This window comes from Streptomyces sp. B21-083, assembly GCF_036898825.1.
Taxonomy (GTDB): Bacteria; Actinomycetota; Actinomycetes; order Streptomycetales; family Streptomycetaceae; genus Streptomyces.
In genome coordinates this window covers 4,040,424-4,064,876 of record NZ_JARUND010000001.1, presented here as the reverse complement: position 1 = coordinate 4,064,876, position 24,453 = coordinate 4,040,424, and the positions used below count along the sequence as shown (strand labels likewise).

Genomic DNA, 24,453 nt, shown 5'->3' with positions numbered 1-24,453 from the left:
CGTCCGCTCACCCGCTCGCGATTCCTCAGCCCAGGATGATCGTCACGTCGATGTTGTCGCGGGTGGCGTTCGAGTACGGGCAGACCATGTGGGCCGCGTCGACCAGCTTGGCCGCGATGTCCTGGTCCAGGATCGGCAGCGAGACGCTCAGGGCGACCGCGAGCCCGTAGCCCTGCTGCTTGTTGGGGCCGATGCCGACCTTCGCGGCGACCGTGGAGCCCGACAGGTCGTAGCCCTCGCGGCGGCCGACCAGGACCAGCGCGTTGTGGAAGCAGGAGCTGTAACCGGCCGCGAACAACTGCTCCGGGTTGGTGCCGTTGCCGTCGCCGCCCAGCTGCGGAGGCATCGCCACCTTCAGGGCGATCTGGCCGTCCTGGCTGGTGACATCGCCGTTCCGGCCGCCGTGGGCGGTGGCCTCGGCGACGTACATGATCTTCGTCGGACGACTGTCTGTACGGGTATCTGTACGGGCCTCGACGTCGATACCGGCGTCAGTCACGGCAGAACCTCCCCCAAAGCGGACAACAGAAGCACGGAACCATGTGTAGAAACTGCGAAGAGCACAACTACATCGTGCACAAGGTACCGGCTGGTAGGGGTGCGTCCGTCATCCGGGGGTGGAGGTCGTGAGTAACCTCAGGTCAGACGGGCGCGGTCGGCCGCACCCTGCGCCCGTTCCGCCAGTGCCCACAGCTCGCCCCGCAGCCGCGCCACCTCGCCCCCGCTCAGCTCCGTCGCCGCGAGCAGCGCGCCCGGTACGCGCGCCGCACGCTCCCGGAGTTCCTCGCCGAGCGCGGTGACGCGGACGGACACCGACCGCTCGTCCAGCGCCGACCGCTCCCGGCGGACCAGCGCCGCCGCCTCCAGCCGCTTGAGCAGCGGCGAGACCGTGCCGTAGTCGAGGCACAGGGCGGCGCCCAGCTCCTTCACGGTCACCTCGCCGCGCTCCCACAGGACCAGCAGCACGAGGTACTGCGGGTAGGTGAGGCCCAGCTCGTCGAGGAGCGGGCGGTAGGCGGCGGTCATCGCGCGCTGGGCCGCGTACAGCGCGAAGCACAACTGGTCGTCGAGGCGCGGCGACGCGGGGTTGTGCGCGTCCTCTTGTTCGATCACGCGCCCATTGTCACGGACGCCACGGATGTTATGAACGTCACGGGGTGCGGATGGCGGAGACCGACCGTGGGTCGAACCCGAAGGGCAGTTCCAGACGGTGGGCGCGCATCAGGGCGTCGTCGGCCAGGAGGTCGCCGGTGGGGCCGTCGGCGGCGATGACGCCCTCGCTGAGGACCAGCGCGCGCGGGCACAGCTCCAGGGCGTACGGCAGATCGTGCGTGACCATGAGGACGGTGACGTCCAACGACCGCAGGATGTCGGCCAGTTCGCGGCGCGAGGCGGGGTCGAGGTTGGACGACGGCTCGTCGAGGACGAGGATCTCGGGCTCCATGGCGAGCACCGTCGCCACGGCCACCCGGCGTCGCTGCCCGAAGGAGAGATGGTGCGGCGGGCGGTTGGCGAAGTCCGCCATCCCGACCAGGTCGAGGGCCGTACGGACGCGCCGCTCCAGTTCCTCGCCCTTCATCCCGGCGGCGGCCGGTCCGAAGGCGACGTCCTCGCGCACGGTCGGCATGAAGAGCTGGTCGTCGGGGTCCTGGAAGACGATTCCGACCTTGCGTCGGATTTCGGCCATGTGCTGTTTGCCGACAGGCATCCCGGCGACGGTGACCGTCCCCGCCCCGCCGGTGAGGATGCCGTTGAGGTGCAGCACGAGGGTCGTCTTGCCGGCCCCGTTGGGCCCGAGCAGCGCCACCCGCTCACCGCGCCCGACCGTGAAGTCGACGCCGAAGAGGGCCTGATGGCCGTCGGGGTAGGCGTAGGCCAGCCCGGCCACTTCGAGTGAGGGGGAGGGTGAGGGGGGCGCCGGGGGTGGGGTCGAGGTTGTCACAGAGACCATCCCAGCAGACAGACGGCGAGCGCGGCGACGGGCAGGGCGAAGGCGTACGACCACTGTGCCCGGGACGCGGTCACCTCGTCGATGACGGGCATGGAACCGGCGTACCCCCGGCTCACCATGGCCAGATGTACGCGCTCGCCCCGCTCGTACGACCGGATGAACAGTGCCCCGGCGGACTTCGCCAGCACCCCCCAGTGCCGTACGCCCCGCGCCTCGAAGCCCCGGGACTCCCGGGCGATCCGCATCCGCCGCATCTCGTCGGCGATGACATCGCCGTACCGGATCATGAAGGAGGCGATCTGTACGAGCAGCGGCGGAAGCCTGAGGCGTTGGAGCCCGAGGAGCAGTTCGCGCAGTTCGGTGGTGGAGGCGAGGAGTACGGAGGTGGCGACGCCGAGGGTGCCCTTGGCGAGCACGTTCCAGGCGCCCCAGAGGCCGTTGACGCTCAGCGACATGCCCAGGACCTCCACCCGCTCGCCCTGTGCCACGAACGGCATGAGCACGGCGAAGGCGACGAAGGGGACCTCGATCAGCAGGCGCTTGAGCAGGAAGGCGGCGGGCACCTGGGCGGCGCGGGCCACGGTTCCCAGCAGTACGGCGTACACCGCGAAGGCCCACACCGCCTCGCGGGGGGTGGAGACGACCACGATCACGAAGGCGAACGCGGCGGCGAGCTTGGTGTGCGGCGGCAGCGCGTGCACGGGCGAGTGCGCGTGCCGGTAGAGCCGATGGGCGTGTCCGGCGCCCATGTCAGACGCTCGTGGGGGTGGTGTCGCTCGTGGCGCTGCGCCTGCGTACCGCCCAGAAGATCCCCGTCCCGGCGACGACCGTGACGCCGACGCCGATCACACCGGCGAGGCCGCCGGAGAGCCGCCCGTCGGTGATGCCCTCGACGCTGTAGTCGGCGAGCGGGGAGTCGGCGGCGGCGTGGTCCTCGGCCTTGGCGTCGATGCCCTTGTCGGCGGCGACCTTCTCCAGGCCGTCCGGGCTGGCGGAGGCGTAGAAGCTGACGACACCGGCGAGGACGAGGGAGGCGGCGAGGCCGGTGAGCCAGACCGCGCGGGTGCGGTGGGCGCCGGCGGGGGAGAGGGAGGGCACGGGGGTGAGCTGCGGCTGCTGCGGTGTCGCGTCCACCAGTTCGCCGCCGACCCGCAGTTGGAGCTTCTGGCGCAGGCCCCGGGCGCCGTACACGAGATCCGGCCGTACGGCGATGACGGCGCCGACCGTGAACGCGGTGATCGCGGCCTCGCCGAGCCCGATCAGCACGTGCACGCCCACCATCGCGGTGAGGACCCGGCCGATCGGTACGTCCGTCGTGCCGCCGATCGCGTAGACGAGCGTGAAGGCGAGGGCGGCGGCCGGTACGGAGAGCGCGGCGGCGACGAAGGCGGAGACGGTGACGGAACGGCGCTTCTTGGGCAGCACCTTCGCCAGGCCCCGGAAGGTGGCGTAGGCGACGACCGTCGTCACGACGGCCATCACCGTGATGTTCACGCCGAGCGCGGTGAGGCCGCCGTCCGCGAAGAGGATGCCCTGCATGAGCAGGACGACGGACACGCACAGGACCCCTGTGTAGGGGCCCACGAGTATCGCGGCGAGCGCGCCGCCCAGCAGGTGTCCGCTGGTTCCGGCGGCGACCGGGAAGTTCAGCATCTGCACGGCGAAGATGAACGCGGCCACCAGACCGGCGAGCGGCGCGATCCGTTCGTCCAGCTCGCGCCGGGCGCCGCGCAGGCTCACGGCGACGGCACCGGCGGCGACGACTCCGGCCGCTACGGAGACGGGGGCGTTGATGAATCCATCGGGCACATGCACCGTCTGATGATAGTGGCTTGTTGCGAACCTTTCGCAAGAGCGAGATGAAAGCAATCTGGGGCGTAAATGGGAAAATATGCGACATTGGAGAGGAAGTGGGAGCGGATCCACAGTTTCCGCACAGGTTACGCAGCGTAAGGGGCAGTCTGATGTCCGTAGTCGAGCAGTACGCGCGAGCCCATATCGTCACGGACACCGAGGACGACGACCGCGACGCGGTCCCGGTGGTCCTGCGCTACGACCCGGACACCGATCCGCGGGCGGTCCGCGTCGGGCTGCCCGGCTCCCACGAGTGGACGTTCTCCCGGTCCCTGCTGGAGGAGGGGCTGCGGGCGCCGGTGGGGTCCGGGGAGGTGCGGGTGTGGCCGTGCGGGCGGGTGCAGGCGGTGGTCGAGTTCCACTCGGCGGGGGGTGTGTCGGTGGTGCAGTTCGAGAGGAAGACGCTGATGCGGTTCTTGCGGCGTACGTATATGGCGGGGGCGCGGGTCAGCAGCTGAGGTCGGGTTTTCTCGCCCCCGCCGCCCCTACCCGTCCCATCCTGTACCTGGGGGCTGCGCCCCCAGACCCCGCTCCGGCCCTGAACGGGCCTTGTCCACAAACTCCCCCAGAGGGGGGACCCCCAACGGGCTGGAAATGCGGGTGGGTGGGAAAGAAGGTCGGGCTGGACGGGCCTTCTCCTCAGGCGCCACCCCGGTCGGTTACGAACCCGCCCGCAGCAGTGCCGCCACGATCGGGCCCGCCGTGCTGCCGCCGTGGCCGCCCTCGACGACCACGCCCGCGCCTGCCAGGTCTCCCCGGTACGCCGTGAACCAGCCGTTCGGCTTGTCCTGGCCGTCGACCTCCGCGGAGCCCGTCTTCGCGCCGTAGTTCGGGCCGAGTCCGGCCATCGCCTCGGCCGCGGTGCCGTACGCCGCCGTGTACTGCATCAGCTCCCGCAGCTGCGACAGCGTCGACGACGACATGGTCCGCGAGGCCGTCGCCAACGTACGGCCGTCCACGTCCGGGGAGACCAGATACGGCTGGCGGAAGACGCCGGATCCGACGGTCGCCGCCACCGACGCCATGTTCAGGGGGTTCATCCGCACCCCGCCCTGCCCGATCAGCGACGCCGCCATCTGGGCCTGCGACTGCACCGGCACCGAGCCGTCGAAGGTCGAGACGCCGATCGCCCAGTTGTCCATGCCGAGGCCGAACACCTGCTGCGCCTGCTTGGTCAGGCTGTCGTTGTCGAGTTTGGGCGCCTGGCTGATGAACGCCGTGTTGCAGGACCGCGCGAAACTCGCCTTGAACGTGCCGCCCTTGATCTCGAACTTGTCGTCGTTCTGGAACTTCCAGCCGCCGTACGTCGAGAACTTCGGGCACGGGTGCGGCTTGTCCGGTGATGCGAGGTTCTTCTCGATCAGCAGCGACGACGTGATGACCTTCATCGTCGAACCCGGCGCCAACGAGCCCTGGAACGCCGTGTTGAAGCCGTGCGACTGGTTCGCCACCGCCAGGATCTCGCCCGTCGAGGGGCGCAGCAGCACCACCGACGACTTCGGCTTCTTCACGACCTGGGCCTCAGCCGCCGTCTGCAGCGCCGGGCTCAGCGTCGTCTTCACGGTGCCCGGCGTGCCCTTGCTCAGCTCCAGCAGCGTCTTGTCGGCAGACTTGGCCGCCTTGGACGCCGTACCGCGCACGACGCGCAGTTCGATGCCCGCCTTGCCGCCGGCCTTCTTGCCGTACTTCTCCCTGAGGCTGTCCAGGACCGTGCCCAGGGAGGGGTACTTGGCGAGCGTCAGCTCACCGCCGTCCCGGTCGACGGCCTTGATCGGCGGGGTGCCGGACTCCCCGGTCAGGAGTTTGTCGCCGTCCGCCAGGTCGGGGTGGATCACCGACGCGTGCCAGTCGACCATCGGTTTCCCGTCGGACGGACGACGGACCACGGTCAGGGCGCTCTCGTAGGTGAGCGGCTTGCTCGTGCCGCCGTACTTCACCGTGCCCTTGACGGTGAAGGGGACCTTGGCGCCCGTCGCCGTGCCCGGGGTGATCGTCACGCCGGTGATGTGGGCGTCCTTGGTGTAGCCGGTGAGGAGGGTGGCCGACGATGCGGTGGTGTCGTTCGTCGACGCCACGGCCTGGGCGACCTTGCCTGTCTGCCAGGACGTCAGGAACCGCGTGGCGATCGCCTTGACCTGGGTGGCGGGCACCGGGCCCGTCGGTACCTTCGGCTTCTTGTCGGCCGTGGCGGCCGTGGAGGAGCCGTCCTCGGCCGCCGCTCCGCCGCCGTACAGCGCGTACACGCCGAAACCGGCGCCGCCGACGACCACGGCGATCATCCCGCCGATCACGGCGGGCCTGGTCTTGCGTGCACTCCGTCGCTCGGCGACGCGCCTTCTGTTGCCCACAGCTCCCGATCCTCCGCGAAATCCCCAGGGTCCCCGTTGCCCTCATCCACCTCAACGACGAGGACCACCCTAGAGTCCCGTCCCGCGCGGGTGAGTTCAGCCGCCGGTCCGTAGCACGGCTGCGACAATCGGGCCCGCCGCGTCGCCGCCGTGGCCGCCCTCCTGGGTCATGGCCGCCGCCGCGATGTCACCCCGGAATCCGGTGAACCAGCTGTTCGACTTGGTCTGGCCGTCCACCTCGGCGGACCCCGTCTTCGCCCCGATGTCCCCGCTCAGCCCGGCCATCGCCTGCGTCGCGGTGCCCTGCGTCGCCGTCATCCGCATCATCTCCTTGAGCTGCGCGGACGTACTCGCGGGCAGGCCCTTCGCCGTCGCCAGCTGACGCTTGTCCAGGTCGGGCGAGACGAGATACGGCTGCCGGAACTCACCCGTGATCGCCGTCGCCGTCACGGACGCCATGTTCAGCGGGCTCATCTGCACCTGGCCCTGGCCGATCGCGTTGGCCGCGCGGTCCGGACCGGGGGAGGCGGGGACGCTGCCGTCGAAGGAGGTGATCCCGGTCTTCCAGTCGTCCCGCCCGAGCCCGAACCGCTCCTGGGCCTCGGTCGTCAACGACTCGTCCGTGAGCGGGTTCGCCTCGGTGCCGTCGATCAGCTTGATGAAGCCCGTGTTGCAGGAGCGCAGGAAGTCGTTGGCGAGGGTGGCGCTCTCGTTCGGTGCCATGCCCTTGAGGTTGCTGAAGGTCTGGCTCTTCCAGACCGCGGTCGGCGTGCAGGGCGCCGGCCCGTTCATCGACGTCACGCCGTTGTCTATCAGCATCGCCGCCGTGACGATCTTCATCGTGGAGCCCGGCGCCAGCGTGCCCTCGAAGGCCGCGTTGAACTGGTCCTTACGGTGGTTGGCGACCGCCAGCACCTCACCCGTGCTCGGCTGTACGGCGACCACGGACGACTCGGAGAACTTGAGCACCGCCTTCTCGGCGGCGGCCTGCGCACTCGCGCTCAGCGTCGTCTCCAGCTTGCCCGGGGTGCCCTCGGCGAGGGTCACCAGCGAGGTGTCGGCGATGTTCGTGTCGGCGTGCCGGACCATCAGCTCGATACCCGGCCTACCGCCCGCCTTGTCGCCGTAGCGCGCCCGCAGGGTGTCCAGGATCGGCCCGAGGGAGGGGTACTTCTCCTTCGTCAGGACCTTGCCGTCGCGGTCCACGGCCTCGATCGGCGGGCTGCCGGCCTCCCCGGTGACCAGCGAGTCCCCGACGGCCTTGAGGCCGGGATGGACGACCGACGGCTTCCAGTCGACCAGCGCCCGCCCGGTCGTCGTACCCCGGACGATCGTCAGGCCGCTGGTGTAGGCGAGCGGCTTGCTCTTGCCCTGGAAGGACACCGTGGCCTTCACCGAGAAGGGCACGGTCGCTCCGGTGGCCGTCCCGGGGGTGATCTTCAGACCGGTGATGTGCGCGGTCGCCCTGTAGTCACTGATCAGCGTTGTCGCGGGCGCCGCGTTGTTGGTGAGGCCCCCGGCGGCCTCCGCCTGCCCTTTCTCCCAGGCCGCGAAGAACTTCTCGCTGACCTCCGCGATCTCGTCCTTCGACGGCGGCCCGGTCTTCACTGTCTCCGTACCGCCGCCGCTGTCCTCGTTGAGCGCGGACACGATGTTGAAGACGCCGTACCCGGCCCCTCCGACCATCACCGTGAACACGGACCCGACGATCGCGGCCTTTGCTCCCTTGCGCATGTGAGTTCCCCTCCCCGTAGGCCACTGCACTGTAAGTGGCCTACGGGGCTGCTGTGGGGGCTGATTCGGCCTCTTGTCCCAACTCTTGTCCGAAGAGTGATCAGAAATGTGATCCAGCGAGCGGTCAGACCCAGGTATCGAGCCACATCCGTGAACGCCAGGAGTCGATGGGAATCGCCGTCCCGGTGTAGAGCGGCCAGAAGTAGATGAAGTTCCACACGATCAGCAGCACCAGCACACCCGCGCCCGCCGCGCCCGCGACCCGGCGCCGTTCGCTCGATCCCGGTGGGCCGATGATCGCGCCGATCATCATCGCCACAGCCAGGCACAGGAACGGCAGGAAGACGATCGCGTAGAAGAAGAAGATCGTGCGCTCCTGGTACATGAACCAGGGGGCGTAGCCCGCCACGATCCCGCAGGCGATGGCGCCCGCTCGCCAGTCGCGCCGCAGCAGCCAGCGGTACAGCACGTACAGGACCGCGAAGCAGGCCGCCCACCACAGGAGGGGTGTGCCGATGGCCAGGACCTCGCGGGCGCACTGCTGGCCCGAGTTGGTGGGGCAGCCGTCCTTGCCGGGGGCCGGGGACTCGTAGAAGAACGAGACCGGGCGGCCCAGGACGAGCCAACTCCACGGGTTCGACTGGTAGTTGTGCGGGGTGTGCAGGCCCACGTGGAACTCGTACACCGCGTGCTCGTAGTGCCAGAGGCTGCGCCACCAGTCGGGGAACAGCCACGACCAGCTGCTGCCCTTGCCCTCGGTCGCGGCCCAGTTGCGGTAGTAGCCGCCGGTGCCGTCAGACGGGGAGAGGATCCAGGCCGTCCAGGAGACCAGGTACGTGACGACGGCCACCGGGACCGTCGCCAGGAACGCCCAGCCCAGGTCGTGCTTGATGACCGTCTCGTACGGGCGGCGGGCGCCGGCGACCTTGCGGGAGCCGACGTCCCACAGCACCGCCATCACGCAGAACGCGAGCAGGATGTACAGGCCGTTCCACTTCGTACCGATGGCCAGACCCAGCATCAGACCGGCGAGCCAGCGCCAGGGGCGTACACCGAAGCGGGTCGTCTCGGCGATGCGCGCGTCCGGTCGTACGGCACCGTCCGCGTCCGGGGGCAGCGCCGCCGCCAGCCGTTCGCGGGCCTTGTCACGGTCGATGACCAGGCAGCCGAAGGCGGCGAGGACGAAGAACTGGAGGACGCCGTCGAGCAGCGAGGTGCGGCTCATCACGAAGGCCAGGCCGTCCACCGCCATCAGCGTGCCCGCCAGGCAGCCGAGGAAGGTGGAGCGGAAGAGGCGACGCCCGAGGCGGCAAAGGATCAGGACCGACAGCGTGCCCAGCAGCGCCGTCATGAAGCGCCAGCCGAACGGATTGAACCCGAACATCCATTCGCCGAGCCCGATGACGTACTTCCCGACCGGCGGATGCACGACATAGGCCGGGTCGGTCGGGACGGGCACGTGCCCGTCGGTCTTCAGGATCAGGTCGTTGACGTCCTTGTCCCAGCCGACCTCGAAGCCGCGGTGGATGAGACCCCACGCGTCCTTCGCGTAGTACGTCTCGTCGAACATCACCCGCTTCGGACTGCCCAGGTCCCAGAAGCGCAGCAGCCCCGCCAGCAGTGTCACCAGCAGCGGGCCGCCCCAGCCGGACCAGCGCGTGATCCGGTCGGTGAGGGTCGGCGGCAGCCCGAAGGTCGCCCACAGACGGGGGCTCGGCTCCGTGTACGGCGGCACCAGCCGGTCCCGGACATCGCTTCTCGGCTTCGCCGTGTATCCGTAGCGGCGCAGTCGCTGCTGCCACGCCGGCCGCTGCTCTGGCGAGGGTGCGGTCTGCCGGGTGTCCGTGGAGGGCGCGGTACTGGTCACCGCGCCATCGTAGGGAACAGCGCTGTGTGCGTCCGGTGGAAGAGCCCTGCGAGGATGGAAACGTGACAGGAACACTGGTTTTGGCAGGCACTCCCATCGGCGACGTCACGGACGCGCCGCCCCGGCTCGCGGCGGAACTGGCGGGCGCCGACGTCATCGCGGCCGAGGACACCCGGCGGCTGCGCCGGCTCACCCAGGCGCTCGGGGTGCAGCCGAAGGGGCGGGTGGTGTCGTACTTCGAGGGCAACGAGGCGGCGCGCACCCCCGAACTGGTCGAGGCGCTGCTCGGCGGTTCGCGGGTGCTGCTGGTGACGGACGCGGGCATGCCGTCGGTGTCCGACCCCGGGTACCGGCTGGTCGCCGCCGCCGTGGAGAAGGACATCAGGGTGACGGCCGTCCCCGGCCCGTCCGCCGTGCTCACCGCGCTCGCACTGTCCGGGCTGCCCGTCGACCGGTTCTGCTTCGAGGGCTTCCTGCCGAGAAAGGCGGGCGAACGACTGTCGAGACTGAGGGAGGTGGCTGAGGAACGCCGCACCCTCGTCTACTTCGAGGCCCCGCACCGCCTCGACGACACCCTGGCCGCCATGGCGGAGGCGTTCGGCGCGGACCGACGGGCCGCCGTCTGCCGGGAGTTGACGAAGACGTACGAGGAGGTCAGGCGCGGTCCGCTGGCCGAGTTGGCCCAGTGGGCGGCCGAGGGCGTACGGGGTGAGATCACCGTCGTCGTCGAGGGCGCCCCCGAGAAGGCCGCCGGGGAGATCGGCGCCGAGGAACTGGTGCGGCGGGTGCGGGTGCGCGAGGAGGCGGGGGAGCGGCGCAAGGAGGCCATCGTGGCTGTCGCGGCCGAGGCGGGGCTGCCCAAGCGGGAGGTGTTCGACGCGGTCGTGGCGGCGAAGAACGCGCAGGGTGCGGGTGGTACGGGGACTGCGACGCCGGTCACGCCATAAGGGGGCAAAGGCGGGCGCCGAACGGCAAAGGCCAGCCCTCGGATCGGGGCCGTTCGCACAAGGAATGCCCAAAACGCCTTCAACAGTCGACAGGAGAGATGCCTTCACGGCGGTAGAGGCGTCCACTGGTTCACAGGGACGCACCCGTCCTGTGTCCAGCGGACCAGAGGAGCTGGCATGAGCGAGACCACCGGCCACCGCAGCACGGCCACCGCCGTCGTACACGAGTCGTATTCCTTCGCCTGCATGCGCTGCGGGCACGGCTGGGAACAGTCGTACGAGATCGAGCACCACACCGACACCGAGGGCGGTCAGATGGTGATGTACGTGGCGGACGGCCAGGTCGTACCGTCCCCACTGACCCGGCCCACCTGCCAGAACTGCGACGGCCATGTCGTACGCATCATGCGCGCGGGCCAGGTGTCGTCGGTACAGAACCTGATGCACAAGCAGCGCTCGGCTCCCAAAGCGGCGGCCCCGGACGGGAGCACCTCGGCGCAGCCCGGTGAGTCCGGCGAGCACGGGACGCCGAAGGAAGACCACCACTGGCACCTCTCGGATCTCCTGCACCCCTTCCACCGCAAGGCCAGTTAGGCTCCGCCGGCTGGGCGGTTCATCTGCTGCGGGCCGGTGGGGGCCGGCCGCGCCCACGCGGCGGAGCCGCAAATTGATGCAGCCCCGCGCCCCCCTTCGGGGCGCGGGTTTTTTGCTCTTCGTAAGATCGGGGGCATGCCCGCCAAGTCCGGAACCGCCGAAGCCCCGCCGCTGCCCGAACCCCTCCGGGTAGCGGTCGCCGACTCCCACACCCACCTCGACATGCAGTCCGGCACCGTCGCGGAGGGCCTCGCCAAGGCCGCGTCGGTCGGGGTGACGACGGTCGTCCAGGTCGGCTGCGACATCAAGGGCTCCCGCTGGGCGGCCGAGACGGCGGCCACGTACGGGAGCGTCCACGCGACCGTCGCCCTGCACCCGAACGAGGCCCCCCGCATCGTCCACGGCGACCCCGACGGCTGGTCCCGGCAGGGCGCCCGGGTGCCCGGCGGAGACGCCGCCCTCGACGACGCGCTCGCGGAGATCGACCGGCTGGCCGGACTCCCGCAGGTCAAGGGCGTCGGCGAGACGGGACTGGACTACTTCCGCACCGGGCCGGAGGGCAAGGCGGCCCAGGAGCGGTCCTTCCGGGCGCACATCGAGATCGCCAAGCGGCACGGCAAGGCGCTGGTCATCCACGACCGGGACGCCCACGCCGACGTCCTGCGGGTCCTGAAGGAGGAGGGCGCCCCCGAGCGGACCGTCTTCCACTGTTACTCCGGTGACGCGGAGATGGCCGAAGTCTGCGCCGCGAACGGCTACTTCATGTCCTTCGCCGGCAACATGACCTTCAAGAACGCCCAGCCGCTGCGCGACGCGCTCACCGTGGCCCCGTTGGAGCTGGTCCTCGTCGAGACGGACGCGCCCTTCCTCACTCCGGCGCCGTACCGGGGCCGGCCCAACGCTCCCTACCTCATCCCGGTCACCCTGCGTGCGATGGCCGAGGTGCGGGGTATCGACGAGGACACGCTGGCGACGGCGATCGCGACCAACACCGCACGTGCCTTCGATTACTGACAGCACTGACGTACGTTGACGCTCGGTAGCCGCGCCGCTTTGGAGAGTGACGGCCGCTCCGCTAAGTTCTGTGCCCGTCGCCGGAACCTGGAGCGTGTCGTCGTGAGCAGTTCGCCGCCGTACGAGACGTACAGCCCCGTGGGCGGGCCACAGCCGCCGTCGCCGTACGGGGGGTACGACCCGCACACCGCCGAGACGGTGGCGTACGGGGTGCCGTACGAGGACACGTACCGGCCCGCCTACGAGCACCCGGCGCCGCAGCTGTCGCCCACGCTGCCCCAGCAGCTGGCGGCGAACGGGCGGTCCCAGGAGGGGCGGGCGGCCAGGCGCCGCAAGGGCTCCGAACGGCCCGACGTCATCCGCCGGTTGCTGCCACAGGCACTCGTCGTGGCGTTCCTGGCGGGAGGTACGACGGCCTTCGTCGCCAAGGACAAGGCGATCGAACTGAACGTCGACGGCAAGCCGCGCACCCTGCACACCTTCGCCGACGACGTGACCGAACTGCTGGCCGACGAGGGGGTCGCGGTGGGCGCCCACGACGTCATCGCCCCCGCGCCGGGCACGGCACTGGCCAGCGGCGACGAGGTCCGTGTCCACTACGGGCGACCCGTACGGATCACTCTGGACGGTGAACGGCGTGAGGTGTGGACGACGGCACACACGGTGGAGGAAGCACTCAGACAGCTCGGGGTGCGCGCGGAGGGCGCGTACCTGTCGCTCGCGCGCTCCCAGAAGATCGGCAGGCAAGGGCTCACCATCGACGTCCGCACCGAGCGCACGGTGACGATCATGGCGGACGGCCGGGCCCGCATGATCCGCACGAACGCGGCGACGGTCGCCGAGGCGGTACAGGAGGCCGGGATCACCCTGCGAGGCGAGGACGCCCTCTCGGTGGCCGCCGCGAGCTTCCCGCGCGACGGCCAGACGGTGACGGTGCTACGGGTGACGGCCTCCAAGGAGGTACGCGAGGAGGTGATCCCCTTCGACACCCGTCGTACCCAGGACGCGACCCTGTTCAAGGGCACGGAGGTCATCGACCAGGCGGGCAGTGCGGGCCTGCGCCGGATCACCCTCGCCCTGCGCTCGGTCAACGGCGTGAAGCAGAAACCACGCTGGGTGCGCACCGAGGTGGTCCGCGAGCCCCGGGCCCAACTGGTGAGGGTCGGCACGAAACCCCTGCCGACCTCGGTGCAGGGGGCGGACCATCTGGACTGGGGCTCGCTGGCGGCCTGCGAGTCCGGGGGGCGCCCGAACGCGGTGGACCCGTCCGGGACTTACGGCGGCCTGTACCAGTTCGACACCCGGACCTGGCAGAACCTGGGCGGCTCCGGCCGCCCCCAGGACGCCACGGGCGAGGAGCAGACGCTGCGCGCGAAGAGGCTGTATGTGAAACGGGGGGCGGGGCCCTGGCCGCATTGCGGGGGGCGGTTGCATGGCTGAGTCCGGGCTCGCACGAACGGGTCACCCGGTTCTTCGGGAGTCGTGAGGGGGGCGCTCCCCACACGGACAGGCAGTCGTGAAAGCGCGTGGCCGGTGTTCAGCGTTGCGGGATGAGCTGCACCCGGATGTCGTCCGCGTAAGGCAGGACGATCGTCTGGTCCCGGCCGAGTTGCCACTGCGGGGTGACCAGAAACAGCCGTCCGCCGGACGACAGCAGCAGCCGGAAGCCCCGGTAGCGGTTGCGGTACTCCCGCCCGCTCTCGCCGGGCTTCCCGAGACGGGTCGCGGTCACCCCCGTCGGCAGCCCCTCCAGCGGTTCCTTGGAGTCGATGACGACCTCGGGGCGGCCCTCGAGAGCGGTCACGTCCTCCTCGCCCCGGCCTCTGCCGTACGCCCACGCCAACTGCGTGGATGCCCAGAACAGCCCGGCCACGCCCAGCGCGAGTACGCACATCACACCGTTCCTGGCCATACGCTGCGACAGCAGCGGACGCCCGCGCCGGCGGCCGTAGATCCAGATCCCGTACGCCGTCGCCGCAGGTCCGAACGCCAGGGCCAGCGGCACGATGCCGAACTTCACGCTCGTGTCGGAGTTCTGGACGAACATGCCGATGAGCGCCTCGCCGATCAGGATGACGCCGACGAGGAGGAAGCCGTACGCGAGGAAGACGGCGCCGAACGTGTCGTCCCCCGCGTCGCGGGCCAACACCCACGTCACGAGGGCGTGGATCGCCACGAGTGCCATGACGCCGAGGAAGATCATCGCCGCTGGGACGAAGACGACTTCCATGCCGTCCAGCATCAGGCCCTGATTGGACCGGCCGGTCATGTCCACGGGGACGCCGAAGTAGTCGTATCGCGCGCGAGTGGCGACATAGCCGAAGTAGATCAGCAGCGCGGTCGCCAACGTTGTCGGACCGAGTGCCTCCGCGAGGTGCCGGACCCGGGCGGAGACGGGCTGCTGGTCGGAGGGTTCGGGTGGCGGCGTGTGGCCGGCCGTCATCACTGCTCCGGGGGGCTGGCGGTGGTCGGGGTGTCGCCGGGGGGTGGGTTGACGGGCTGGGGCGGGTTGCCGGGATCGGTGTCGTCCGTCGGGGGTGTGTCGGGGGGTGTGCCCCCGACGTCGAGGCCCGTGTCGAGACGCTCGCTGTCGCCGGAGATCGACACGGGGTTCTGGGGAGTCGGGGGTGGGCCGCCCGCCTCCGACGCGCGATCGCACGGATTGATCTTGGCGTTGTCGCAGACGAAGGTGTAGCTGGCCACCGCCCCCACGGTGTAGTCCCCGCGGGCTCCTGGCCCGAGGACCGCTCCCGCCTGGCACTGGTTGCCCTCGATCAGCCGGAGGCCGTCGCACGGGGGGTCCGCGTCACCACCTTGCTGTCCATCGCAGTGGGCGGCGTTGTCGGAGCTGATCGTCGGATGGCCCGCTCCGGAGACCACAGTGAACGAGACGCCTGTGATGCGGGCGGGGGTGGCCGTCTTGTTGATGAAGGTCACACATCCGTCGCCGTTGCCGTTGCCGTCGAGGCGTAGGCCATTCACCTTGATCGACCGCCCACCCCCACCCCCACCAGGCGTCTTGTCACCACCCGGCGTACGGCCTCCGCCCCCGGTCGCGTTCCCCGTCGTCTTCCCGGACCCGGTCGTCTGGCCGGACCCCGTCGTCTCCCCGGACCCTGTTGTCGTCCCCGACCCCGTCGTTCCCCCGTCCGTGGCATCTGAACTCGCCGTGGAACGGGTTGCCGACGTGTCAGTGCCACTGCTACTCGTCTTCTGGGTGCCGGTGGTGGCCGACCTGACCAGCCATACGACCCCGAGCACCGCGACCAGGCCGAGGACCGTGACCATCACACTGAGACGGGTACGTGAAGTGGGCATATTCGGACAGTAGGACAGGTTATCAGCGCTTTCCTCCTGTATTACTCCACAGGGTTTCGCCAGGAGTCCCGCATCGCCCTCACCGACGTCTGAGAGTCGGTTCGAGGGGCGTGCATGGCTAGGCCGCCGGCAGGGGTGCTGCTGGACGGCTGCCGCTGACATCGCCGGCGGCGAGTTCGCACCAGGAACTGTGAGGCGTCCGGTGACCACCCCCGACAACTGGCGAAAGTCTTCCTACTCCGGCAGCGGCGACGGCAACGCCTGCCTGGAGATCGTCAACTTGCGCACTCGCAGAGCCATTCGCGACTCGAAGTCCGCGGCCCGAGAGGCGCTCAGCTTCCCAGCCGGCGTCTTCGCGCCCTTCGTCGAGTCCGTCAAGGTGCCTAACCGTAAAGCCACTTCCGCACGCTGAACTCGGTGTCACATCGCCGATGTCCGGGACGAGGCGGGAGCGCTTCCGGCCCATGGGTCTCCCACGCTGACCTGAAGAGAGTGGGGAGGTCGCTGCTCGGCCTCGGACGAGTCGTCGCTCAGCACCCAGATCGCGACCATGGCGATGAAGCCGACGACGAGAAGTGCCGGCAGACCCAGGATGAGGGCTACCACCCACCACCTGGTCCGTCCCGAGGGGACCTGGATGTCCTCGTGCCCCACCGGCGGGCCCTGTGTCGTTCCCATGAGATCCATCCTTCATCCGGCAGCGCCTGTCGCCGGCCCATCCAACCAGGAGCCGCACCCCGTCCCGCACTCAGTGTCCCTCAACTCGACCTGTACTCAATCAGGTTGGCAATCACGACGGCGGTTCGTCCGCAGCTGGACCCCGCTGCCGCATCTGTCCGAGGGGCAGGGTGCGGAGGGTGCCCCCTCCCTGAGTGACCGTGTCCGGCGTCGGCTGACCGGATCCGTCCGCTTCGGGACCCGATGCGGCCTGTCACCGCACCCTCCGCACGCCCGAAGCTAGGGACATGACCCGAGCACTGATCGTCATCGATGTCCAGGAGTCCTTCCGCGCCCACCCGCTGTGGGAGACCATCTCCGACCCGAAGATCGCCGACAAGGTGAACCGGCTGGTGAGGCGGGCCCGCCAGGCCGGAGACCTGGTGGTGTGGGTACTGCACTCCGAGCCGGGGAGTGGCGATGTCTTCGACCCGGCCCTCGGTCATGTGCGGCTGCTGGAGGAGCTGGGGCGGCCGGAGGACGGCGAGCCGCTGATCCACAAGACCTCGCACAACGCCTTCACCACCACCAACCTGCAACAACGCCTCACAGAGCACGGCGTCAGCGAACTCGCCGTCTGCGGCATCCGCACCGAGCAGTGCGTGGAGACCACCGCCCGCGTGGCGAGCGACCTCGGCTACCAGGTCACCTTCGTCGTCGACGCGACCGCCACCAACCCGATCCCGCACCGCGACGCCCCCGCCGACCAGAGCGTCGCGGAACTGCTCGCCGACCCCCGTACCCTGCCCGCCGACGAGATCATCCGGCGCACCGAGTACGCCCTCGCGGGCCGTTTCGCCACCATCGCGACGGTCGACGAGGTGGAGGCCGCGGCGGAATCTGCGGCACGATGACCGGTCTTCCGGCATGATGACCGAATCGTGAGCCACGTCGTCTTCTTCCTGGTACCCGGAGTCCATCTGCTGGACCTGGCCGGCCCCGCGCAGGTCTTCTCCACGGCAGCCGACTTCGGGCACCCCTACACCCTCACCTACGTCGCCGAGCAGCCGCAGGTCCCCACAGCCCAGGGGCTGCCCGTGCTGGCAAACTCCGACTGGCCCGACCTCGGGCCCGAGGACCTGATCGTGGTCCCCGGCTGGCGGGCGGTCACCCTGGCCGACTCGCCCGCCATCGCCGACACCTCCCTGAAGGTTCTGCGGGACCACCACACCAGGGGCGGAACGGTGGCCAGCGTCTGCGCCGGAGCGGAGGCACTCGGGCGGGCCGGCCTGCTGAGGGGCCGCCGCTGCACCACCCACCACGACGTGCAGGACGAGCTGGCCCTGCGCCACCCCGGGGCCGTCGTCGTCCGCGACGTCCTGTTCACCGCCGACGACCGGGTGATCACCTCCGCCGGTATCGCCAGCGGCATCGACCTGGCGCTCCACCTCGTCGCAAGCCGGCACGGGCCCGCCGTCGCCGCCCAGGTCGCCCGGGACATGGTCGTCTACGCCCGCCGCAACGGCCACGAGCCGCAGACCAGCGCGATGTTCCGGCACCGGTCCCACCTCGACGACACCGTGCACCGCGCCCAGGACCTCATCGACACCCGCTTCGACCGACCGCTGCCGCTGCCCCACCTGGCCTCGGCTGTCGGAGTCAGCGAACGCACCCTGACCCGGCTCTTCAGCCGCGCCACCGGTCTCACCCCGCTGCGTTACCAGCAGACCCTGCGGCTGGAACGCGCCGAGCACCTCATCAGCCACGGCGCCACGGTCGACGCCGCCGCACACTCGGTCGGCTTCGAGGACGCCCGCATGCTGCGCCGCCTGCGCAGCCGCGCGGCCTGACGGGACATGGTGCGCGAAAGCGCCGCGGCCGCTGTAAGCGCCGAGGCCGCCGTAAGTTGCGGGACCCCGGGACTCCGGGGCCCTCGCGAGCGTCGGAGCGGTCAGTCGATCCCAGCCCCGCACGACCACGCACCGCGTCCCACCCCCACCCCCCACCCCCGTACCCTGGACCCGTGAGTACCAGCCCCGCCCCCGATGCGCTCCCCACCTCCGATGCCCTGTTCGGCGCTGCCGACATCCGTGAGCTGGCCGGCGCCCTCGGCGTGCGGCCCACCAAGCAGCGCGGGCAGAACTTCGTCATCGACGCCAACACGGTCCGCCGTATCGTCCGCACCGCCGGTGTGCGGCCCGACGATGTGGTCGTCGAGGTCGGGCCGGGGCTCGGGTCCCTCACCCTCGCGCTGCTGGAGGCTGCCGACCGGGTCGTGGCCGTCGAGATCGACGACGTCCTCGCGGGCGCGCTGCCCGCCACCGTCGCCGCCCGGACGCCCACCCGCGCCGACCGGTTCTCGCTGGTGCACTCCGACGCCATGCGCGTCACCGAACTCCCCGGCCCCCCGCCCACCGCACTGGTCGCGAACCTCCCGTACAACGTCGCCGTGCCCGTGCTGCTGCACATGCTGGAGACGTTCCCGAGTATCGAGCGGACGCTCGTCATGGTGCAGGCGGAGGTCGCCGACCGGCTCGCCGCGCCGCCCGGGTCGAAGGTGTACGGCGTACCGTCCGTCAAGGCCAACTGGTACGCCGAGGTCAAGCGGGCCGGTTCCATCGGGCGCAACGTGTTCTGGCCCGCGCCCAACGTCGACAGCGGGCTCGTCTCGCTCGTCCGGCGTGCCGAGCCGCTGAAGACGACCGCCGATCGCCGCGAGGTCTTCGCGGTCGTGGACGCCGCCTTCGCCCAGCGCCGCAAGACCCTGCGCGCCGCGCTCGCAGGGTGGGCCGGATCCGCCGCCGCCGCCGAGAGCGCCCTCGTCGCCGCCGGTGTCTCCCCGCAGGCCCGCGGCGAGTCGTTGAGCGTCGAGGAGTTCGTCCGCATCGCCGAGAACAAGGTCCAACTGCACACTGGTGACGAGGAGTCCGGGCAGCTGTGAGCGTGACGGTACGGGTTCCCGCCAAGGTCAACGTCCAGCTCGCGGTGGGTGCCGCGCGCCCCGACGGCTTCCACGACCTCGCCAACGTCTTCCTCGCCGTCGGCCTCTTCGACGAGGTGACGGTGACTCCGGCCGACGAGCTCCGGATCACCTGCGAAGGGCCCGACGCCGCCCAAGTCCCCCTGGACGGTACGAATCTCGCCGCCCGTGCCGCCGTGGCGCTTGCCGAGCGGTACGGCCGTACGCCCGCCGTGCACATCCACATCGCCAAGGACATCCCCGTCGCCGGGGGCATGGCGGGCGGAAGTGCCGACGGCGCCGGTGCGCTGCTCGCCTGCGACGCGCTGTGGGGGACCGGCGCCTCGCGCGTCGAACTCCTCGACATCTGCGCCGAGTTGGGCAGCGATGTGCCGTTCAGCCTGGTGGGCGGGGCCGCGCTCGGGATCGGGCGCGGGGAGAAGCTGACGGTTCTGGAGACCGGCGGCACCTTCCACTGGGTGTTCGCGATGGCCGAGCGCGGGCTGTCGACGCCGGCCGTGTTCCGGGAGTTCGACCGGCTGGTCGCTGACATTGAGGTTCCGGTGCCCGTCGCCTCGCCCCAACTCCTCGACGCGCTCGCCAAGGGCGACCCCGAGGCGCTCGCCGCCACCGTCTCCAACGACCTCCAGCCTGCCGCCCTTTCGCTCTTCCCCGCCCTCGCCGACACCCTCGCGGCGGGCCGCGCGGCCGGCGCGTTGACCGCGCTGGTCTCGGGTTCCGGCCCGACGACGGCGTTTCTCGCCCGCGACGCGGAGGCCGCGCAGCGGGTGGCGCGGGCACTGTCGACGTCCGGTACGTGCCGGTTCGTACGGGTGGCAGCGGGACCGGTACCGGGCGCGACCGTGCTGTGACGGTGAACACACAGAGTTACTTCTGAGTTGACCCATTTCTCCGACCTCCACAGGGAATTCACCGTCCTTTGGCATGCGGAAGCACGGGTGGGGCGGACGTGACAGTAAGGTTTTTTCAACTTCAAGCACTCGCCGTCCGCCACAGATCTCCGCCAACTCCTCGGAGTTCACCGAATTCCGGAGTGCGCGCGGCGTGGGGTCCCCCTTGAGTTGCCAACTGCCCCAGTACTTCCGGAAGGCATCTCCGTGTCCGTACCTCCCCCCTCCTCTTCCTCTCCCTCTCCGGCTCCCTCCCATCGCCGGAAAGTGCCCCTCACCCGGCGCGGCATGATCGGCGCCGCGGGCGCTGTCGCCGTCGGGGGCGCGCTGACCCCGGTGGTCTTCGCGGCCACCAACGGCGAGGACTCCGCGTCCGGTACGACGGACAGCACGTCCGGCACGTCCGGCACCGCCGGTACCGAGCCGCAGAAGTTCCCGGCCACCCGTACCGAGGCCGCCACCGGCACCGCCGAGACAGGCGCCGCCTTCGCCATCTCGTACGTCGGGGTGCGCTGGACCGGCGCGGCGGACGGCGCCGGGATCAAGTTCGCGGACGGTGCCTCCGCGCCCGGCAAGTGGCAGGAGCTGAGCGGCGGTTGTGCGACCGTCGAGGGCGGCGGCACGGCGCTGGTGGCGGCGGGGGACGCCACCGCGTACGAGCTGAAGCTGCCCGACGGGGCGGGCGCGGGCGCGGCGCGGTCGCTGGCGATCGACACGACCGGCGGGGCGGGGAAGACCTTCCGGGTGCCGACCGAGCCGACCCGGGTGCGCGGGGTGCAGTACCTGTCGCGACCGGCGTGGGGCGCCGACGAGTCGAAGCGGTACAAGGACGGCAAGGTCAACTCGCCCGAGGTGTACTACCCGTTCCAGACGGTCACCGTCCACCACACGGACACCCCGAACGCCGACCCCGACCCGGCGTCGACCGTGCGCGGCATCTACGAGTACCACGCGATCACCCTCGACTGGGGCGACATCGGCTACCACTTCCTCATCGACGAGGCGGGTGCCGTCTACGAGGGCCGCTACTCCGGCGACGACCTGATCCCCGCCTTCGACAAGGACGGCAAGCTCGTCACCGCCTTCCACACCGGCGGCTTCAACTCCGGCAACCTCGGCATCGCCCTCATCGGCACGCTGGTCGGCCAGCCGCCGACGGACGCGGCCAAGGCGTCACTGATCCGCCTCATCAAGGTCATCGCCCGCTTCAAGGGCCTGGACCCGCAGGCCAAGTTGACCTATGTGAACCCGGTCAACGGGGTCACGAAGGACGTCAACGCGATCAGCGGCCACCGCGACTGGCTGTCGACCGACTGCCCCGGCCAGACGATGTACGACCTCCTCGGCGAGGTCCGTACGGCGGTCGCCGCCAAGCGGGGGTGACCAACGGGCTTGTACCCCGGCCGAGTTGGCGGCTTTCGCGATGTCGCCCCACAGGAAGTGACATTCAGTGCGCAGTGCCGACGAGTCCGACTTCGGTGTGATCTGGCTGATGAGCGTGTTCCACGAGGACTGGAGTCATCACGGGCCCACGCCCGCCGACGCGGCCAGGTACCACCTCTGGGACGAACTGGACCCGGAGTGGACGTCGATGAGGTCTCTGACGGCACCGCGATCGGCCAAGGCGCGGACCTTGGTTCCGACGACATCATGGAGGGCGAGGACCGGTCCGTGTTCGGTCAACTCGGGCGACGCCCAGAAGTTCTCCTTGAGGACGTCCACTTCGCATTTTTCGCCCGTGTCCGGACTGGCCACCAGCAGCCGAGCAGAGAGCGGGTCGACGCTGATGACGACGACCTGCCAGCCGCGGTGCGACAGACCCTGCCGCAGGGTCCTGAGCAATGACGGCCATGGGAGCCGGGTTCCCGGTCGCGACGTCGATGTCCTGGCTGAGCCGGTCGACGAGCCCGTGCGCCTGGACCGCGTATCCGCCGGTGATGACCAGCGGCTAAGGAGTGCCGGAAAGGATGTCGGCGAGGAGCCGACGGCGGAGGTCGCTGAGGTTCACGCCCCAGTTGATCCTTTTCGGCGCACGAGTTCGGGGAACGTGTCCGGCCGCCAGATCGTCCCGCTGTCCTTCGGCCAGGACCGTGCGGTACAGGCTCATGCACTGCCGGCGCCGGTCCAGGTCGTAGCTGCGCAGGCCTGACCAGGCGATATGGAGGGGAAGCGGAACCTGACCGTGAGTGGGACCAGTGAGGTCCTCGATGGAGCCAGGGAGCCGGTCCGCGTAGCGCGCTCGCAGCACATCGGCTGTGGAAGGTGAGGAACCGGACAAGGGCCGCGATGCCATAGCGGTGATTATTCCTCCTCGCCCGGGAGCGCGGCTACACGATGCCGCATGTCACTTCGAGGCCCCCGGGAATCCGCCCGCCACCCCCACCCACCCCGCCCACTATCCTGGAAGGTCGATCCACCCCACCTCAGGAGCGAAATGGCCGTCAACCTCGTCAATGTCGAGAACGTCAGCAAGGTGTACGGGACCCGTGCCCTGCTCGACGGGATCTCGCTCGGGGTGTCCGAGGGGGACCGGATCGGGGTCGTGGGTCGTAATGGCGACGGCAAGACCACCCTCATCCGGATGCTCGCCAAGCTGGAGGAGGCCGACACCGGGCGCGTGACCCACTCCGGGGGCCTGCGTCTCGGCGTGCTCACCCAGCACGATTCGCTCGACCCAACCGCCACCGTCCGCCACGAGGTCATCCGGGACATGGCGGACCACGAGTGGGCCGGGAACTCCAAGATCAGGGACGTACTCACCGGGTTGTTCGGCGGCCTCGACCTGCCCGGGTTCCCGCAGGGGCTCGACACCGTCATCGCGCCCCTCTCCGGTGGTGAGCGGCGGCGGATCGCGCTCGCCAAGCTGCTCATCGACGAGCCTGACCTGATCGTTCTCGACGAGCCCACCAACCACCTCGACGTCGAGGGCATCTCCTGGCTCGCCCGGCATCTGCGCGAGCGCCGCTCCGCGCTCGTCTGCGTCACCCACGACCGCTGGTTCCTCGACCAGGTCTGCACCAGCATGTGGGACGTGCAGAAGGGCGACGTGTTCGAGTACGAGGGCGGCTACACCGACTACGTCTTCGCCCGCGCCGAGCGTGAGCGCATCGCCGCCACCGAAGAGGTCAAGCGGCAGAACCTGGTCCGCAAGGAGCTGGCCTGGCTGCGGCGCGGGGCGCCCGCCCGTACGTCCAAGCCGCGCTTCCGCGTCGAGGCCGCCAACGAGCTGATCGCCGACGTACCGCCGCCCCGCGACAGCAGCGAGCTGATGAAGTTCGCCTCGACCCGGCTCGGCAAGACCGTGTTCGATCTTGAGGACGTGACCGTGCAGGCCGGGCCCAAGGTGCTCCTCAAGCACCTCACCTGGCAGCTCGGCCCCGGGGACCGCATCGGGCTCGTCGGCGTGAACGGCGCCGGCAAGACCTCCCTCCTGCGTGCGATGGCCGAGGCCGCCCGCAGCGGCGGCGAGAAGCAGCCCGCCGCCGGACGCGTCGCCGTCGGCAAGACCGTCAAGCTCGCCTACCTGTCCCAGGAGGTCGGCGAGCTCGACCCGAACCTGCGGGTGCTGGAGGCCGTGCAGCAGATCCGCGACCGCGTCGACCTCGGCAAGGGGCGCGAGCTGACCGCCGGACAGCTGTGCGAGACGTTCGGGTTCGGGAAGGAGAAGCAGTGGACCCCGGTCGGGGACCTCAGCGGTGGCGAGCGGCGGCGGCTGCAGATCCTGCGTCTCCTCATGGACGAGCCCAACGTCCTCTTCCTCGACGAGCCCACCAACGACCTCGACATCGAGACCCTCACCCAGCTCGAAGACCTCCTCGACGGCTGGCCCGGCTCCATGGTCGTCATCTCCCACGACCGGTTCTTCATCGAGCGGACCACCGACCGCGTCTTCGCCCTCCTCGGCGACGCCTCCCTCCGCATGCTGCCGCGCGGCATCGACGAGTACCTGGAGCGGCGCAAGCGGATGGAGGAGGTCGCAGCGGCGGCGATCCAGTCCGCGCCCTCCGCCACCAAGGCCGTCACCGAGAAGAGTGCCGCCGACGTCCGCGCCGCCAAGAAGGAACTCCAGAAGATCGAGCGGCAGTTGGACAAGATGTCCGAGCGCGAGAGCAAGCTGCACACCCAGATCGCCGACAACGCCACCGACTTCGCTAAGGTCGCCAAACTCGACGCCGAGCTGCGCGAACTCTCCGGCGAGCGCGACGACTTGGAACTGCGGTGGCTGGAACTCGCGGACGAGGCATAGCCGAAGGCGGACGAGGCCCAGTCGAAGGCACGCAAGGCGTGAAGTTCGCAGAC

General features: G+C 70.1%; 24 protein-coding genes and 1 pseudogene. 12 read left to right on the top strand and 13 right to left on the bottom strand.

Translation table 11 applies throughout. The annotated features are described in order from the left end of the window. Window positions 1-25: 25 nt before the first annotated feature. The 5 genes from QA861_RS18190 to QA861_RS18170 form a co-directional block, all read right to left on the bottom strand. A complete protein-coding gene (locus QA861_RS18190; RefSeq protein WP_179200625.1) occupies window positions 26-430 on the bottom strand; it encodes an organic hydroperoxide resistance protein in 405 nt (134 codons plus the stop codon). Between the two features lie 206 nt (window positions 431-636). Continuing rightward, window positions 637-1,113, bottom strand: coding sequence for a MarR family winged helix-turn-helix transcriptional regulator (locus QA861_RS18185; protein WP_334589379.1), 477 nt, complete (start codon window positions 1,111-1,113; stop codon window positions 637-639). A gap of 37 nt (window positions 1,114-1,150) precedes the next feature. Beyond that, window positions 1,151-1,951: an energy-coupling factor ABC transporter ATP-binding protein gene (locus QA861_RS18180; RefSeq protein WP_334589377.1), complete on the bottom strand. Its 801-nt coding sequence runs from the start codon at window positions 1,949-1,951 to the stop codon at window positions 1,151-1,153. Further along, complete coding sequence (cbiQ, locus tag QA861_RS18175) at window positions 1,939-2,700, bottom strand: cobalt ECF transporter T component CbiQ (RefSeq protein ID WP_334589376.1); 762 nt, start codon at window positions 2,698-2,700, stop codon at window positions 1,939-1,941. Before cbiQ ends, QA861_RS18180 begins: the two co-directional genes overlap by 13 nt. Window position 2,701: 1 nt before the next feature. Continuing rightward, window positions 2,702-3,766 (bottom strand): energy-coupling factor ABC transporter permease, encoded by a 1,065-nt coding sequence (locus QA861_RS18170; RefSeq protein WP_334589375.1) that lies wholly within the window; start codon window positions 3,764-3,766, stop codon window positions 2,702-2,704. 149 nt (window positions 3,767-3,915) lie between these two features. On the opposite strand from QA861_RS18170, the gene QA861_RS18165 reads away from it, so the two are divergent. Beyond that, window positions 3,916-4,263, top strand: a complete 348-nt coding sequence (locus tag QA861_RS18165; RefSeq protein ID WP_334589374.1) for an SsgA family sporulation/cell division regulator — start codon at window positions 3,916-3,918, stop codon at window positions 4,261-4,263. A gap of 201 nt (window positions 4,264-4,464) precedes the next feature. On the opposite strand, the gene QA861_RS18160 is transcribed toward QA861_RS18165, so the two are convergent. The 3 genes from QA861_RS18160 to QA861_RS18150 form a co-directional block, all read right to left on the bottom strand. Further along, window positions 4,465-6,153, bottom strand: a complete 1,689-nt coding sequence (locus QA861_RS18160; RefSeq protein WP_334589372.1) for a penicillin-binding transpeptidase domain-containing protein — start codon at window positions 6,151-6,153, stop codon at window positions 4,465-4,467. A gap of 96 nt (window positions 6,154-6,249) precedes the next feature. After that, window positions 6,250-7,887 (bottom strand): penicillin-binding transpeptidase domain-containing protein, encoded by a 1,638-nt coding sequence (locus tag QA861_RS18155; RefSeq protein ID WP_334589371.1) that lies wholly within the window; start codon window positions 7,885-7,887, stop codon window positions 6,250-6,252. Between the two features lie 124 nt (window positions 7,888-8,011). Next, complete coding sequence (locus QA861_RS18150; RefSeq protein WP_334589370.1) at window positions 8,012-9,754, bottom strand: dolichyl-phosphate-mannose--protein mannosyltransferase; 1,743 nt, start codon at window positions 9,752-9,754, stop codon at window positions 8,012-8,014. Window positions 9,755-9,816: 62 nt separating this feature from the next. On the opposite strand from QA861_RS18150, the gene rsmI reads away from it, so the two are divergent. The 4 genes from rsmI (at window position 9,817) to QA861_RS18130 (ending at window position 13,749) form a co-directional block, all read left to right on the top strand. Further along, the gene (gene rsmI, locus QA861_RS18145) at window positions 9,817-10,701 is read left to right on the top strand and encodes a 16S rRNA (cytidine(1402)-2'-O)-methyltransferase (protein WP_334589369.1); all 885 of its coding nucleotides are present in this window, start codon (window positions 9,817-9,819) and stop codon (window positions 10,699-10,701) included. Window positions 10,702-10,878: 177 nt separating this feature from the next. Continuing rightward, window positions 10,879-11,295 (top strand): hypothetical protein, encoded by a 417-nt coding sequence (locus tag QA861_RS18140; RefSeq protein WP_334589368.1) that lies wholly within the window; start codon window positions 10,879-10,881, stop codon window positions 11,293-11,295. Window positions 11,296-11,430: 135 nt separating this feature from the next. Continuing rightward, window positions 11,431-12,309: a TatD family hydrolase gene (locus QA861_RS18135; protein ID WP_334589367.1), complete on the top strand. Its 879-nt coding sequence runs from the start codon at window positions 11,431-11,433 to the stop codon at window positions 12,307-12,309. A gap of 102 nt (window positions 12,310-12,411) precedes the next feature. Then, entirely contained in the window at window positions 12,412-13,749 is a 1,338-nt protein-coding gene (locus QA861_RS18130; protein ID WP_334589366.1) for a resuscitation-promoting factor, read from the top strand. A 97-nt stretch (window positions 13,750-13,846) separates the two neighbouring features. On the opposite strand, the gene QA861_RS18125 is transcribed toward QA861_RS18130, so the two are convergent. Continuing rightward, complete coding sequence (locus QA861_RS18125; protein ID WP_334589365.1) at window positions 13,847-14,752, bottom strand: hypothetical protein; 906 nt, start codon at window positions 14,750-14,752, stop codon at window positions 13,847-13,849. Continuing rightward, the gene (locus QA861_RS18120; RefSeq protein WP_334589364.1) at window positions 14,752-15,627 is read right to left on the bottom strand and encodes a hypothetical protein; all 876 of its coding nucleotides are present in this window, start codon (window positions 15,625-15,627) and stop codon (window positions 14,752-14,754) included. Before QA861_RS18120 ends, QA861_RS18125 begins: the two co-directional genes overlap by 1 nt. A 202-nt stretch (window positions 15,628-15,829) precedes the next feature. On the opposite strand from QA861_RS18120, the gene QA861_RS18115 reads away from it, so the two are divergent. Beyond that, complete coding sequence (locus tag QA861_RS18115) at window positions 15,830-16,039, top strand: DUF397 domain-containing protein (RefSeq protein WP_334589363.1); 210 nt, start codon at window positions 15,830-15,832, stop codon at window positions 16,037-16,039. Window positions 16,040-16,047: 8 nt separating this feature from the next. Here QA861_RS18115 and QA861_RS18110 read toward each other — a convergent pair whose 3' ends face one another. Beyond that, the gene (locus QA861_RS18110; protein ID WP_334589362.1) at window positions 16,048-16,305 is read right to left on the bottom strand and encodes a hypothetical protein; all 258 of its coding nucleotides are present in this window, start codon (window positions 16,303-16,305) and stop codon (window positions 16,048-16,050) included. A 287-nt stretch (window positions 16,306-16,592) separates the two neighbouring features. Between QA861_RS18110 and QA861_RS18105 the strand changes: the two genes are divergently transcribed. The 5 genes from QA861_RS18105 to QA861_RS18085 all read left to right on the top strand — a co-directional run bounded on the left by QA861_RS18105 (window position 16,593) and on the right by QA861_RS18085 (window position 21,537). Beyond that, window positions 16,593-17,198: an isochorismatase family protein gene (locus QA861_RS18105; protein ID WP_334589361.1), complete on the top strand. Its 606-nt coding sequence runs from the start codon at window positions 16,593-16,595 to the stop codon at window positions 17,196-17,198. A gap of 27 nt (window positions 17,199-17,225) precedes the next feature. Continuing rightward, entirely contained in the window at window positions 17,226-18,134 is a 909-nt protein-coding gene (locus QA861_RS18100) for a GlxA family transcriptional regulator (RefSeq protein WP_334589360.1), read from the top strand. Window positions 18,135-18,307: 173 nt separating this feature from the next. Beyond that, a complete protein-coding gene (gene rsmA / locus QA861_RS18095) occupies window positions 18,308-19,225 on the top strand; it encodes a 16S rRNA (adenine(1518)-N(6)/adenine(1519)-N(6))-dimethyltransferase RsmA (protein ID WP_334589359.1) in 918 nt (305 codons plus the stop codon). Next, window positions 19,222-20,115: a 4-(cytidine 5'-diphospho)-2-C-methyl-D-erythritol kinase gene (locus QA861_RS18090; RefSeq protein WP_334589358.1), complete on the top strand. Its 894-nt coding sequence runs from the start codon at window positions 19,222-19,224 to the stop codon at window positions 20,113-20,115. Before rsmA ends, QA861_RS18090 begins: the two co-directional genes overlap by 4 nt. A 306-nt stretch (window positions 20,116-20,421) precedes the next feature. Continuing rightward, window positions 20,422-21,537, top strand: coding sequence for an N-acetylmuramoyl-L-alanine amidase (locus tag QA861_RS18085; protein WP_334589357.1), 1,116 nt, complete (start codon window positions 20,422-20,424; stop codon window positions 21,535-21,537). Window positions 21,538-21,711: 174 nt separating this feature from the next. On the opposite strand, the pseudogene QA861_RS18080 reads toward QA861_RS18085, so the two are convergent. Both QA861_RS18080 and QA861_RS18075 read right to left on the bottom strand, forming a co-directional pair. Beyond that, window positions 21,712-22,099 (bottom strand): annotated as a pseudogene (locus QA861_RS18080) (nucleotidyl transferase AbiEii/AbiGii toxin family protein); the annotation flags it as partial. Window positions 22,100-22,102: 3 nt separating this feature from the next. Beyond that, the gene (locus QA861_RS18075; protein WP_334589356.1) at window positions 22,103-22,447 is read right to left on the bottom strand and encodes a hypothetical protein; all 345 of its coding nucleotides are present in this window, start codon (window positions 22,445-22,447) and stop codon (window positions 22,103-22,105) included. A 141-nt stretch (window positions 22,448-22,588) separates the two neighbouring features. On the opposite strand from QA861_RS18075, the gene QA861_RS18070 reads away from it, so the two are divergent. Further along, window positions 22,589-24,400 carry an ABC-F family ATP-binding cassette domain-containing protein gene (locus QA861_RS18070; protein ID WP_334589355.1) on the top strand — a complete coding sequence of 604 codons (1,812 nt, stop codon included), beginning with the start codon at window positions 22,589-22,591 and terminating at the stop codon, window positions 24,398-24,400. Window positions 24,401-24,453 lie beyond the last annotated feature (53 nt).

Bases quoted from the DNA above. Each gene is read 5' to 3' on its own strand.
- QA861_RS18190 (WP_179200625.1), bottom strand. From the start codon at position 430: ATGTACGTCGCCGAGGCCACCGCCCACGGCGGCCGGAACGGCGATGTC.
- QA861_RS18180 (WP_334589377.1), bottom strand. From the start codon at position 1,951: ATGGTCTCTGTGACAACCTCGACCCCACCCCCGGCGCCCCCCTCACCC.
- cbiQ (WP_334589376.1), bottom strand. From the start codon at position 2,700: ATGGGCGCCGGACACGCCCATCGGCTCTACCGGCACGCGCACTCGCCC.
- QA861_RS18165 (WP_334589374.1), top strand. From the start codon at position 3,916: ATGTCCGTAGTCGAGCAGTACGCGCGAGCCCATATCGTCACGGACACC.
- QA861_RS18155 (WP_334589371.1), bottom strand. From the start codon at position 7,887: ATGCGCAAGGGAGCAAAGGCCGCGATCGTCGGGTCCGTGTTCACGGTG.
- QA861_RS18140 (WP_334589368.1), top strand. From the start codon at position 10,879: ATGAGCGAGACCACCGGCCACCGCAGCACGGCCACCGCCGTCGTACAC.
- QA861_RS18135 (WP_334589367.1), top strand. From the start codon at position 11,431: ATGCCCGCCAAGTCCGGAACCGCCGAAGCCCCGCCGCTGCCCGAACCC.
- QA861_RS18125 (WP_334589365.1), bottom strand. From the start codon at position 14,752: ATGACGGCCGGCCACACGCCGCCACCCGAACCCTCCGACCAGCAGCCC.
- QA861_RS18120 (WP_334589364.1), bottom strand. From the start codon at position 15,627: ATGCCCACTTCACGTACCCGTCTCAGTGTGATGGTCACGGTCCTCGGC.
- QA861_RS18110 (WP_334589362.1), bottom strand. From the start codon at position 16,305: ATGGGAACGACACAGGGCCCGCCGGTGGGGCACGAGGACATCCAGGTC.
- QA861_RS18105 (WP_334589361.1), top strand. From the start codon at position 16,593: ATGACCCGAGCACTGATCGTCATCGATGTCCAGGAGTCCTTCCGCGCC.
- QA861_RS18075 (WP_334589356.1), bottom strand. From the start codon at position 22,447: ATGGCATCGCGGCCCTTGTCCGGTTCCTCACCTTCCACAGCCGATGTG.
- QA861_RS18070 (WP_334589355.1), top strand. From the start codon at position 22,589: ATGGCCGTCAACCTCGTCAATGTCGAGAACGTCAGCAAGGTGTACGGG.